12 protein-coding genes are annotated in these 12,431 nt (G+C 65.8%); 5 read left to right on the forward strand and 7 right to left on the reverse strand.

Features of this window, described 5'->3' with window-relative positions; all coding sequences use genetic code 11:
* Window positions 1–5 precede the first annotated feature (5 nt).
* On the forward strand, window positions 6–161 hold the full coding sequence (locus MMSP_RS27285; protein ID WP_015354256.1) for a hypothetical protein: 156 nt from the start codon (window positions 6–8) through the stop codon (window positions 159–161).
* Window positions 162–201: 40 nt separating this feature from the next.
* Here the strand turns inward: MMSP_RS27285 and MMSP_RS00430 are convergent, their stop codons facing one another.
* The 3 genes from MMSP_RS00430 to MMSP_RS00440 form a co-directional block, all read right to left on the reverse strand.
* Window positions 202–1,452, reverse strand: a complete 1,251-nt coding sequence (locus MMSP_RS00430; protein ID WP_012392477.1) for a hypothetical protein — start codon at window positions 1,450–1,452, stop codon at window positions 202–204.
* 6 nt (window positions 1,453–1,458) lie between these two features.
* A complete protein-coding gene (locus MMSP_RS00435; protein WP_015354254.1) occupies window positions 1,459–1,662 on the reverse strand; it encodes a hypothetical protein in 204 nt (67 codons plus the stop codon).
* 229 nt (window positions 1,663–1,891) lie between these two features.
* Window positions 1,892–2,380 carry a flavin reductase family protein gene (locus MMSP_RS00440; RefSeq protein ID WP_012392475.1) on the reverse strand — a complete coding sequence of 163 codons (489 nt, stop codon included), beginning with the start codon at window positions 2,378–2,380 and terminating at the stop codon, window positions 1,892–1,894.
* A 542-nt stretch (window positions 2,381–2,922) separates the two neighbouring features.
* On the opposite strand from MMSP_RS00440, the gene MMSP_RS00445 reads away from it, so the two are divergent.
* Window positions 2,923–4,758, forward strand: coding sequence for an acyl-CoA dehydrogenase (locus MMSP_RS00445; protein WP_020785012.1), 1,836 nt, complete (start codon window positions 2,923–2,925; stop codon window positions 4,756–4,758).
* Window positions 4,759–5,041: 283 nt separating this feature from the next.
* Here the strand turns inward: MMSP_RS00445 and MMSP_RS00450 are convergent, their stop codons facing one another.
* The gene (locus MMSP_RS00450) at window positions 5,042–6,367 is read right to left on the reverse strand and encodes an acetyl-CoA C-acetyltransferase (protein ID WP_011739368.1); all 1,326 of its coding nucleotides are present in this window, start codon (window positions 6,365–6,367) and stop codon (window positions 5,042–5,044) included.
* 169 nt (window positions 6,368–6,536) lie between these two features.
* Here MMSP_RS00450 and MMSP_RS00455 point away from each other — a divergent pair, with 169 nt between their 5' ends.
* Window positions 6,537–7,901, forward strand: coding sequence for a 3-oxoacyl-ACP reductase (locus MMSP_RS00455; protein WP_020785013.1), 1,365 nt, complete (start codon window positions 6,537–6,539; stop codon window positions 7,899–7,901).
* 18 nt (window positions 7,902–7,919) lie between these two features.
* Window positions 7,920–8,771, forward strand: coding sequence for a MaoC/PaaZ C-terminal domain-containing protein (locus MMSP_RS00460; protein ID WP_020785014.1), 852 nt, complete (start codon window positions 7,920–7,922; stop codon window positions 8,769–8,771).
* Window positions 8,772–8,782: 11 nt separating this feature from the next.
* Here the strand turns inward: MMSP_RS00460 and MMSP_RS00465 are convergent, their stop codons facing one another.
* From MMSP_RS00465 to MMSP_RS00475, 3 genes are all read right to left on the reverse strand, one after another.
* Window positions 8,783–10,126, reverse strand: coding sequence for a chloride channel protein (locus tag MMSP_RS00465; RefSeq protein ID WP_020785015.1), 1,344 nt, complete (start codon window positions 10,124–10,126; stop codon window positions 8,783–8,785).
* Between the two features lie 9 nt (window positions 10,127–10,135).
* A complete protein-coding gene (locus MMSP_RS00470) occupies window positions 10,136–10,762 on the reverse strand; it encodes a TetR/AcrR family transcriptional regulator (RefSeq protein ID WP_020785016.1) in 627 nt (208 codons plus the stop codon).
* Between the two features lie 86 nt (window positions 10,763–10,848).
* The gene (locus MMSP_RS00475) at window positions 10,849–12,042 is read right to left on the reverse strand and encodes a glycoside hydrolase family 3 N-terminal domain-containing protein (protein WP_020785017.1); all 1,194 of its coding nucleotides are present in this window, start codon (window positions 12,040–12,042) and stop codon (window positions 10,849–10,851) included.
* Window positions 12,043–12,145: 103 nt separating this feature from the next.
* Here MMSP_RS00475 and MMSP_RS00480 point away from each other — a divergent pair, with 103 nt between their 5' ends.
* Window positions 12,146–12,400: a DUF2613 domain-containing protein gene (locus MMSP_RS00480; RefSeq protein WP_020785018.1), complete on the forward strand. Its 255-nt coding sequence runs from the start codon at window positions 12,146–12,148 to the stop codon at window positions 12,398–12,400.
* Window positions 12,401–12,431 lie beyond the last annotated feature (31 nt).

Here is a 12,431-nt window from a genome sequence, read left to right on the forward strand (position 1 = left end):
CAGTGATGCGAGAAACGACCAGCATTAGCGACATCCGAACCGCGATCCGCGAGTTGACCGTCCGCGCTGAACTCGCGCACAAGCAGGGCCGCCACGATGACGCCGCGGAGATCGAGCGCCGTATCGCGGGCTACCGAGACGAACTCGGGGACCGCCCGTAGCGGATTGGCCGCGGACAGAAATCGGGTAGCCGATGCGGGCCTAGTCGGCGGGAGCGAGCCGCTTGGCCGAGTAGGCCGCCGCCACATTGAGCAGCAGAACGATCATCACCGGCCACACCACATCGTGGAACTGGGCGAGGATGCCTAGCAGCGAACTCAACCCCACCAGGCCCGCGCTGATGACAAGTCGCCCGAAGGCGATCAACGAGATTCTCAGCGTGGGATCGGCATTGTGGGCAATCCACAGTTGCCCCGCGGTGAACACGCTTTGGTTGGCGATTGACGCCAATGCGATCACCAGGCTGATGGCCACCAGGTTGGGCCAGGATCCGGCCAGCTGAAACGCGATGGCGATCACTGCCGCGGCGATGCTGAGAATCGCACTGCCCGCAAACAAGCCGACCAGCCCGAATCTTTCGCGGATCCGATTCCACACCCGTATCCCACCCACGAGTCCGACACAGACGAACAAGACCAAGACGACGACGTTGTCGTGCTCGTCCCCGGGTATTGCGGCAACGCGGATGCTGTAGAACGAGCTCCCCAGCACGACCGATCCGAACAGCAGCTGAACTGCCAGGTAGCGGCGATACCAACTTTCACGACGCAGGGCCGCCAGCCCGACGTGCACGACCTTGTTCAGCCCCGGGGCCTTGTGCACGGGCGGGACGATCCGCTGCGGCAACCCCAGACAAATCAGCCCGGAGATTGCCATCGCCGCAGTGGCGGTCCACAGCAGGCGGATGTTGTTGGTCAAGTGGTCTTCATGGGGCACGAAGGACAACGCCACGGTGACGATCGCCGTCAACGCCGCGCCGACGCCGGCTTCGGTGAGCAGCACCTGCGCCCTATCGGTTCCCGACGGCATCGCTGCCACCAAATCCGCGAACGCCACGAAGGAGAAGGCTGACACCGCCCCGATAAAGAGCACATTCACCAAGAACAGCGATCCGGCTTCGTTTCCGTCGCCCATGGTTGCGCCCATCGCATTGACGGCGGCCAGGACGGTCAGCCCGAACACAATAATGACCAATCGGCGGCGTCTCGGGACCGCGGCGAGCACGGCGGGCGCGAGCATATTTCCAATTGCCGCTCCGGCTGTGAACGCGGGAAAAATTAGTGCCGCCATCCACAATTCCGCGTGGAGTTCGGCCACCACAAACGGCAAAACGATGGGGACATTGCCAAGCTGAAGTGCCGTCCGGTAGAAGCCACTTTGCGTGATGACCAGCCACAGAACACGCTTGCTCGGGCCATCGATGCGTCCTTCCGGACGCGATGTTTCCACCACGTTCTGCTACCCGCCGGCCACCCGGGTCGCCCCCACGTCGGGCGCATTCGCAAACCAGCACGAATGGCCCGAGGGGCCCTTCCAGCGCATGGGTGACGCGATCAATCCGGCAACGCCCTCAGCCCCACCAATGATCGCCGCAAAAGCATCAGAATCTGCGGTATCGGGGGCACCAGGAATCGAGTGGGCGAAGTCGCGGTCGATTCCCATCTGCACCTCCTGCACGGAAACGCAAAAAAACAGGGTACTAATTAGTACCGCCGCGGCGCCAGGCATTCGTGTCCACAATTTGGCGCCCCACACCCGCACCCGCACGAAAAGAAAGCGACCCCCGCGCGCTACGCCGGCCCGAAAATGGTGCGCCGGATCATCACCGCCAGGTCAAGACCCGTGATTCCCCACCAGAACACGGCGGATCGTGTTCGAGAAGTTCGACTGGTCACACGCCCAGGCGACGAAACACACTTCGGTGAAATACGATCGGCGCCACCTGCGCGTCCACGGTGACCTCGCTGACCCGCAACACCACGATGGTGTGGTCCCCGGCGGGAATCAGCTGCTCAATGGCGCTTTCCAGCCACAAACTGGTGCCCTTGATGAAGACGGCACCGCTGTCGTTGCACACCGTCTCCAAACCGGCGAAGCGGTCCCCCGTCTTCGCGGCCAGCGTGCGCGCCGCCTCGTCATGAGCTTCGCCGAGCACGCTGATACCCAGCATGGGTGCGCCTTTGAGTTTGGGCCAGGTCGTCGAAACGTTCTGCACACAAAAAGAAACCAGCGGCGGATCCAGCGAGACGGGAACAAAGGTGCTGGCCGCGAGGCCTTCCCGCGCGCCATTGATCTCCGCGGCGATCGCTACCACACCGGATGGAAAGTGGCCAAACGCTTCGCGCAGCGACGATGGTGTCAGGTTGCTCTGTGGATTCACCAGACTTCAAGCGCCCCTTGAGCCGAGGACAATTTCTGGTCACCGACCCTACTCGCCGGATGCCCGCGGGCAGTGACCAGATCGGGATGACCGGCAATCGGGCTGTCCAGAGCTGGCGGCGCGAGTCCGCACCCCCAACTGAGCCCGCCGCCCCGATCGGGGGAGCCGAATTAGGCATGAATCGCTGACCGACACCAATAAACGGGTCGCGCGCACCGCCTCCGAGGAAATGGCACAAACGCAGTGCGTGGGCGGCCACGCGGCGGCCATTACGCAGGCCCGGTTGGCCCGCAGATCCGCCATTCGACCCCGTGGTGACGCGCCCCACATCCGCCATGCCGCCGCCATCACCGCAGCTAGAGGACACCGCCGGTGGATCGGAAACCATGGTCCCAACCGGTTGGTTGGTTTGGTCGTGCAATGTAGCTCACATCAACTTGCGAACAAGTATCAAACCGATATATTTTACCAGTGTTACTGGTGGGTAACTTAGAACCTAGTACCCAACCATCATGTGGCATTCTTCAACGAGGAGGACCGTAGTGAGCCACTACAAGAGCAACGTCCGTGACCAGGTATTCAACCTCTTCGAGGTGCTGGGCGTTGACAAGGCTTTGGGCGAAGGTCAGTTCAGCGATCTGGACACCGACACCGCCCGCGAAATGCTGACCGAGATCAGCCGGCTGGCCGAAGGCCCGGTCGCCGCGTCGTTCATCGAGGGTGACCGCAACCCGCCGGTTTTCGACCCGAAGACCCACACGGTGACTCTGCCGGAGTCTTTCAAGGACTCGGTGCGTGCCGTCATCGAAGCCGGTTGGGACAAGGCCGGCCTGGACGAGGAACTCGGCGGCATGCCGATGCCCCGGGCCCTGATGGGGGCGCTGCACGAGCACCTTCTCGGCGCCAACCCGGCGGTGTGGATGTACTCCGGCGGCGCTGGCTTCGCCCAGATCATGTACCACCTCGGTACCGAGGAGCAGAAGAAGTGGGCCGTGATGGCCAGCGAGCGCGGCTGGGGTTCGACGATGGTGCTCACCGAGCCGGACGCCGGCTCGGACGTAGGCGCCGGGCGGACCAAGGCCGTCGAGCAGGCCGACGGTTTCTGGCACATCGACGGGGTCAAGCGGTTCATCACCTCGGGTGACTCCGACGACCTGTTCGAGAACATCTTCCACTTGGTGCTGGCCCGCCCCGAGGGCGCCGGTCCGGGCACCAAGGGGCTGTCGCTGTTCTTCGTGCCCAAGTTCCTGTTCGACTTCGAGACCGGCGAGCTGGGCGAGCGCAACGGCGTATTCGTCACCAACGTCGAGCACAAGATGGGCCTGAAGGCATCCGCGACCTGCGAGCTGTCGCTTGGCCAGCACGGCGTGCCGGCCAAGGGCTGGCTGATCGGGGAGGTACACGAGGGCATCGCGCAAATGTTCGAGGTCATCGAGCAGGCCCGCATGATGGTCGGCACCAAGGCGATCGCCACGCTGTCGACCGGCTACCTCAACGCACTTGAGTACGCCAAGTCCCGCGTACAAGGCGCCGACCTGACCCAGATGACCGACAAGACGGCACCCCGGGTCACCATCACCCATCACCCCGACGTGCGTCGTTCGCTGATGACCCAGAAGGCATACGCCGAGGGCCTGCGTGCGCTGTACCTCTACACCGCCACCTTCCAGGACGCCGCGGTCGCCGAGGCCGCGCACGGTGTGGACGCCAAGCTGGCGGTCAAGATCAACGACCTGCTGCTGCCGGTGGTCAAGGGTGTCGGCTCCGAGCAGGCGTACGCCAAGCTCACCGAGAGCCTGCAGACCCTCGGTGGGTCCGGCTTCCTGCAGGACTACCCGATCGAGCAGTACATCCGGGACGCCAAGATCGACTCCCTGTACGAAGGCACCACCGCCATCCAGGCTCAGGACTTCTTCTTCCGCAAGATCGTCCGCGACAAGGGTGTGGCGCTGGCCCACGTTTCCGGCCAGATCCAAGAGTTCGTCGACAGCGAGACCGGCAACGGCCGTTTGAAGACCGAACGCGCACTGCTGGCCAAGGCGCTCACCGACGTGCAGGCAATGGCAGCCACCCTGACCGGCTACTTGATGGCCGCGCAGCAGGACATCAACAGCCTCTACAAGGTCGGCCTGGGTTCGGTGCGCTTCCTGATGAGTGTCGGCGACCTGGTCATCGCCTGGTTGCTGCAGCGTCAGGCAGCGGTGGCCGTCGCGGCACTCGACGCGGGCGCCACCGGCGACGAGCGGTCGTTCTACGAGGGCAAGGTGGCGGTGGCGTCGTTCTTCGCCAAGAACTTCTTGCCCCTGCTGACCAGCACCCGCGAGGTGATCGACACGCTGGACAACGACATCATGGAGCTCGACGAAGCCGCCTTCTAGAGCGCCCCGATCAACAGTTGAGCCCCCGTTCCAGGAACGGGGGCTCAACTTTTTTCTCAACCAAAAAGACCGCCGCTGGCTCCCCTCGTTCCAGCGGCGGCCCTTTTCGTACGCCCGTCAATACCGATGACCGGCGGTCGATCTAACGGATTGCCCCGCGTTGCGGTCGGGGTCGGGGGTCAGACCACAATACGGGGCTTTCCAATCAGTTAGATACCCATCAGATGGGGTTACAAACCGCGGGCACCGAAGTTCCGCCGCGCGGCCGGCGTCAACTGGGGGTTCAGGCCTCCAGGATTGCGGCCACGCCCTGACCGCCGGCAGCGCAGATCGAGATCAGCGCGCGCACGGGCTGGGCCGATCCCTTGCGCTCGGCCTTCTTCTCGGCCAGCTGCTTGGCGGTCTGCGCCAGTATCCGTCCACCAGTCGCCGCGAACGGGTGCCCGGCGGCCAACGATGAACCGTTGACGTTGAGCTTGGACCGGTCGATCGAACCAAGCGCGGCGTCCAGTCCCAGGCGCTGCTTGCAGTACTCCTCGGACTCCCATGCCTGCAGGTGCGCCAACACCACCGAGGCGAAGGCCTCGTGGATCTCGTAGAAGTCGAAATCTTGCAGCGTCAACCCGTTGCGGGCCAGCAATCGCGGCACGGCGTAGGTGGGCGCCATCAACAGACCGTCGTTGCCGTTGACGTAGTCCACCGCGGCCGTCTCGGCGTCCACGAGGTAGGCCAGCGGCGACAACGAATGCTCCTGCGCCCATTGCTCGCTGGACAGCAACGCAACCGAGGCACCGTCGGTCAGCGGAGTCGAGTTGCCCGCCGTCATGGTGGCGTCGCCGGCCTTGACGCCGAATACCGGGCGCAGCGAGGCGAGCTTCTCGACGCTCGAGTTGGGGCGCAGGTTGTCGTCGCGGTACAGCCCCAAGAATGGCGTCACCAGGTCGTCGAAGAATCCGCGGTCGTAGGCGTCGGCCATGTTGCGATGACTGGCCGCAGCCAGTTCGTCCTGGTCAACGCGTTTGATACCCATCTGCTTGGCGGTGATGGCGGCGTGATCGCCCATCGACAGCCCGGTCCGGGGCTCGCTGTTGGCCGGGATCTCGACTCCCAGATTGGCCGGCAGCCCACCCACCAGGCGCAGCCTGTGCACGTTGGACTTGGCCCGACGCAGCCGCAGCAGGGTGCGGCGCAGGTCCTCACCCAGCCCGATCGGCGGGTCCGAGGTGGTGTCCACGCCGCCGGCCGCCGCAACCTCATAACGTCCGGCGGCGATCCCGTCAGCGGCAGCGATCGCGGCCTGCAGGCCGGTCCCGCAGGCTTGCTGCAGGTCACACGCCGCGGTGTACGGGGACAGCTCTGATCCCAACACGCATTCGCGCATCAGGTTGAAGTCGCGGCTGTGCTTGAGCACGGCACCACCGACGACGGCGCCCAGCCGTTGCCCGCGCAGGTCAAACCGGTCCACCAGCCCGGCCAGCGCCGCGGTGAACATGTCCTGGTTGGACGCTTCGGCGTAAGCGCCGTCGGACCGGGCGAAGGGGATTCGATTACCCCCCAGGACGGCGACTCGCCGCTTGGTCTGGGCATTCTTCTCAGCAGCAGGGGCCACTTTTCTCTCCGTAGGTACTTGAGCTCTCGGTATGTACGTATGTACTTGAGCTTTGGGTTTTGGGGGATCGGCAGTCGGGGGCCATACTACCCACTGTTCTTACTCTGAAGTAAGTTCGTCCTCGATACGGTGGCTCCTACATCGCACACCCGACACGGAAGGCAGCTCAGTGGCACCCCGGCTCTCGTCCGATCTGTTCTCGCAGGTCGTCAACTCCGGCCCCGGAACGTTTGTGGCCAAGCAACTTGGTGTTCCGCAAGCCGAGACGCTGCGCCGTTATCGCCCGGGGGACCCGCCGCTGGCCGGTTCGCTGCTGATCGGGGGTGAGGGCCGGGTGGCCGAGCCGCTGCGCGCCGCCCTCGCCAAGGACTACGACCAGGTGAGCAATAACCTGGGCGGGCGCTGGGCCGACTCGTTCGGCGGCCTTGTTTTCGACGCTACCGGCATTACCGACCCGGCCGGACTCAAAGGGCTGCACGACTTCTTCAAGCCCGTCCTGCGCAATCTGGGCGCCTCCGCGAGGGTGGTGGTGGTGGGCACCACACCCGACGCCATCGACAACAGTCATGAGCGGATCGCGCAGCGGGCGCTGGAGGGCTTCACCCGGTCGCTGGCCAAGGAATCGCGCCGGGGCAGCACCGCGGCGCTGGTCTACCTGTCGCCGGAGGCCAAACCGGCCGCCACCGGGCTGGAATCGACCGTGCGGTTCATCTTGTCGGCGAAGTCGGCATATGTCGACGGCCAGGTCTTCTACGTCGGCGCGGCCGACTCCACACCGCCGGCCGACTGGGACCGGCCGCTAGAGGGCAAGGTCGCCATCGTGACCGGCGCCGCCCGCGGCATCGGGCAGACGATCGCCGAGGTGTTCGCCCGTGACGGCGCCAGCGTCGTCGCGATCGACGTGGAGTCCGCCGCAGACGCGCTGGCCGAGACGGCCGCCAGCGTCGGCGGCACCCCGCTGTGGCTGGACGTGACCGCCGACGACGCCGTGGACAAGATCACCGAGCATCTACGCGACCACCACGGCGGGAAGGCCGACATCCTGGTCAACAACGCCGGCATCACCCGAGACAAGTTGCTGGCCAACATGGACGACGCCCGCTGGGACTCGGTCATCGCCGTCAATCTGCTCGCCCCGCTGCGCCTCACCGAGGGCCTGGTCGGCAATGGCAGCATCGGTGCGGGTGGCCGGGTGGTCGGGCTGTCCTCGATCGCCGGAATCGCGGGCAACCGTGGGCAGACCAACTACGGCGCCACCAAGGCCGGCATGATCGGCATCGCTCAGGCGCTGGCACCGAGCCTGGCCGAGAAGGACATCACGATCAACGCCGTCGCGCCGGGATTCATCGAGACCAAGATGACTGCCGCCATTCCGCTGGCCACCCGCGAGGTGGGACGCCGGCTGAACTCCTTGCTGCAGGGTGGACAGCCCGTCGATGTCGCCGAAGCCATCGCGTATTTCGCCAGCCCGGCATCAAACGCAGTGACCGGAAACGTCATTCGCGTCTGCGGCCAGGCCATGATCGGCGCCTGACCGCGAAGGGGAATCAAAGTGAACCAGCCAAGCGGCCTGAAAAACATGCTGCGCGCGGCGGCAGGGGCATTGCCCGTGGTGCCGCGTGGGGACGCGCTGCCCAACCGCACGGTCAGCGTCGAGGAACTTCCCATCGACCACACCAACGTGGCGGCCTATGCGGCGGTCACCGGCTTGCGGTACCGCAACAACGTGCCGCTGACCTACCCGTTCGTGCTGGCCTTTCCATCGGTGATGGCACTGGTCACCGGGTTTGACTTTCCCTTTGCCGCAATGGGATCGGTGCACACCGAGAACCACATCACGCAGTACCGGCCGATCGCGGTGACCGACACCGTCGGTGTCAAGGTGCACGCCGAGAACCTGCGAGAGCACCGCAAGGGCCTGATGGTCGACCTGGTCACCGACATCAACGTCGGCAACGAACTCGCCTGGCATCAGGTGACGACGTTCCTGCACCAGCAACGCACGAGCCTGTCCGGCGAACCCAAGCCGCCGCCGCAGAAGCAGCCCAAGCTGCCGCCGCCGGCAGCGGTGCTGCGGATCACGCCTGCCCAAATCCGCCGCTACGCGGCGGTCGGCGGCGATCACAACCCGATCCACACCAATTCGATCGCGGCGAAACTGTTTGGCTTCCCTACCGTTATTGCGCACGGGATGTTCAGCGCTGCAGCGGTATTGGTGAACATCGAAGCCAAGATCCCGGATGCGGTGCGGTATTCGGTCCGGCTCGGAAAGCCGGTGTTGCTGCCGGCCACCGCGGGCCTCTATATCGACGAGGCCGACGCGGCCGACCCCGGCTGGGAAATTGCGTTGCGCAACATGTCCAAGGGCTACCCGCACCTGACCGCGACCATTAAGCCGCTCTAGGGCGGTGGGGCTCAGCCCGCCCGGTGGTCGCGCAGGGGCAGTCGACGCCCCAGCACGAGCGTCTTGAGCCCGTGGGCGCCCACCGCGGTGACCAGAAAGACCACCAGCATCCAAATCGGTGGCCGGGCCAGCTCCCAGACGAAGATCGCCGCCCAGATGGGTGAGCCCTGAGTGACCGCGGGCACTCCGGCGGCAGCGGCCAGCGAGATCACCGGCCCATGCAGGTGGGTTCCGGAGACCGCGTCGATTGCCAGGACCAGCAATGATCCGGCGGCGGCGCCGGTGGCCAACGACGGCGTGAGCATGCCGCCCGCTCCCCCGACCCGCAAGAACAGCGCGGTGAGCAGCGGTTTGAGCACCAAGATCACGGCCGCGGCCGACAGCGCCATCCCGCTGGCAAGGCTGACCGTGAGGATGCTCTTGCCGTTGCCGGGTAGCTCCGGCCACCAATGCGAACCGATGCCGATCGCCAGCCCGGCGGCGGCGAGGCCGGGGATCAACGTCCAGGACCGCACCAGGCTGGCCGGCCGCGCCGCGGCCATGATGCGATTGAAGGCCACACCCACCACGAAGGCCACCGGGGCCAACGCCAACGCATGTGCACTCAGTAGATACGTTGATTCCGCACTGGGCCAATCGAGTTCGGGCCGATCGTGGGTGACGAGCGAACCGATCGCGACGGCCAGGCTGGACGTGATCAGCGCCGCACCGAGGGCCCGGATATTCCAGGTGTTCAACATGATCCGCAGCGCGAAAAGCGCCCCTGCCAACGGGACGGCATAGACCGCCCCCAGCCCGGCCCCCGCCCCGGCCCCGGCCCCGGCCCCGGCCCCGGCCCCGGCCCCGGCCCCGGCCAGCAGAATCTCTCGATCTCCGGGTGACAGCCGCCTCAACCACGTAGTCGCGAAATCGCTTAACGCCGCTGCGAATTGACGTGGGGCGCCCTCTCGGCCCAGCGAAGCACCCGAGCCGACCAACACAACTTGCAGCAGCGCACCGATGCTCCAGGTCCGCCGCGGTATCCGGGCGTGATCGGCGATGGTTCCCGTCAGCGGCGGCACATCGGTTCTGCGGCGCAGTAACCACCAGCCCAGGCCCGCCAACGCTCCCCCAACCATCGGCCCCAGGGCCCGGCGAACGGGGCTGCTGCCAGTGATGCCTTCCAGCAGGGAGCCGAAAGCGTAGTGGTAGGTGAGGTGTTCGACGAAGCGCAGCACCACGGTGGTGGACAATCCGGCGACCCCGGCCAGCAGCCCGACAATGACTACCGCACAGAAGAAGTCGACATCGGGCCGGGATGCTCGCCTGAGGACGGACGCGAAGCGGCCCGAGAAGGAGGCGGGCAATATGGTCACCGCCCGAATCTAGCCCGCGGCGAAGTTCGAGCCGATCTCCCGATCCGACGGCGCGCCCTTGAGGCCGCGCCAGAAGAGATCGATCATCATCTCGGCCGCCTCGTCGACATCGGTGTCACCAGCGCTGAGCCGGTTGGCCACGGCCTCGCCCGCGCCCACCAGGGCGGCCGCCATCATGTCGATTTCGGCGTCGGAGCGCGGGCTCCGGGTGCCGGCGCGCAGCATCCCGGCCACCAGTTCGACGATCTGGTCGCGCCCCTCCCGCACCGTCTGAGCGAAGGCCTGTGAGCTGACCGCCTGGGTGTACATCACGATCCACGACGCCTGGTTTTGGTCGATATAGCGCAGGAAGGACACGATGGCGTTGCGCAACAGGTCCTTGGGGCTCTGACTCAAGTCGATGTCGGCGCGCACCGCATCGATGAACCGGCTCATCTCACGGTTCAGACAGGCGCCGAACAAATCTTCCTTCGAGCCGTAGTACAGGTAGAGCATCGGCTTGGAGATCTGCGCCGCGGCGGCAATCGTGTCCATCGAGGTCTCGTGGTACCCGTTGGCCGAGAACATCTGCACGGCCGCATCAAGCATCTGCTGCTCACGGATGGCGCGCGGTAGCCGCTTGGTGCCACCTGCCATTGCTATCCCCTTTTTGGCCCTTTCTTGGCCTCACTAGCCGGTCTATCTGACCCTAGAGTAGGCAATACCGCCTCGCCGCACACCCGCTAGTGCCCACAGCTGGCGCTGACGTTCTTCATCCGCGCCACCCGGACCAATGATGCGTCGACCGCCGACATCTGCAGCTCACCGGCGGCCAGCGCCTGTTCCAACCGATCCAGCACGGCGGGCACCTCTTCAGTACTTACCCACAATGCGATGTCGGTACCGGCCTGCAAGCTGCGCAGCACCGCCTCGGTCACGCCGTAGCGGTCGGAGATCGCGGCCATGCTGGATAGGTCGTCACTGAAGATCGGGCCATCGAACGGCGGTCCGCCATAACCGGTGCCGTTACGCAGCAGCTCCACCGCGTTCTTGCTGAGGCTGGCCGGCTCGTCGCCGGTCAGACCCGGGACCTGGAGGTGGCCGAGCATCACCGCCACCGGGGTTTGGGTCACCAGCGTCCGATAGGGCACCAGATCGCTGTCCTGCAAGTCACTCAGCGGCGGCGTAACGACCCCGCCGGTGTGCGAATCACCCGAGGCACGCCCGTGCCCGGGGAAGTGTTTGAGCACCGGCAACAGCCCGGCGTCGCGCAAGCCGCGCGCGTAGGCACCGGCATATTCGGTGACCGTCTCCGGGTTAGAACCAAACGACCGGTCCCCGATCACGGTGTCGTCCGGGGCATCGGTGACATCAACCACCGGCGCCAGGTCAACGGTGATGCCCAGCTCCTTCATCTTGCGGCCCCGCTGCAGCGCCACGTCGTAGACCTGGTCGACGGTGTCGGTGCGGGCCAGCTCCCGCGCCGAGGGCCCCCGGCCTCCGAGCAATGACTTCAGCCGGGACACCCGGCCGCCTTCTTCGTCGACGCTCACCGCCACCGGCAGCGGGCCGGAGCCGGCAACGATGTCCTTCAGCACACCGTTGGTCAAGATCGACAAATCGGTGTCGCTACCGATGAGGATCCCGCCCACGCGGTAGTTGGTGACCACGGCCCTGGCGTCATCGCCATCGCGGACGCCGACCATGAGCAACTGGGCCAGTTTGTCTCGAACGTTGGGCATCGCCGCCGGCACGGCCGCGGGGTCAGCACAAATCCGGGGGGCCGCAGCGGCCATCGGGGTCGAGCTGGTGGCTGACGGGCTAGCGCCCGCCGAGGTCGTGGTCGAGGAGGATCCGGTGCGTGTTCCGCCGTGGCTGCAGGCCGCCACCAGCGCTGACGCGGCGGCAAGTACCGCCAGTGTGCGCGGAAAAGCCATCCGGACATGCTGTCACGCTGTGTTTCATCGCGGGCCCGGGGGGCAACCCCTGTTACGTTGTCGACCGACCCCGTACCGAAGTGGGGCTAGAGGGACGAGCTGTATGCCCGGGTTCACCCTGGCCGCGGCGGCCAGCATCGCGGCCGGCCTGTCGATCGGTGCGGCGGCCACCGTTGGCCTAACCCTCGTGGTGCACAGCGGCAGCACGGTCTCCACCGATGTGCCGTCGGATCCCGCAGCGCCCACCATCGTGGAGTACGGGGACCGTTGCCTGCATGACTACTGCCCACCCCCATGCGGTGAGACGACGTGTTTGAACAGTCAACAACGCCCGGCCGATCGCTCCCGGCAGCCATGAGCGCTTGTTCTGCTAGGTTGACGGCTAGGTT

This window comes from Mycobacterium sp. 012931 (assembly GCF_000419295.1).
Lineage (GTDB): Bacteria > Actinomycetota > Actinomycetes > Mycobacteriales > Mycobacteriaceae > Mycobacterium > Mycobacterium marinum.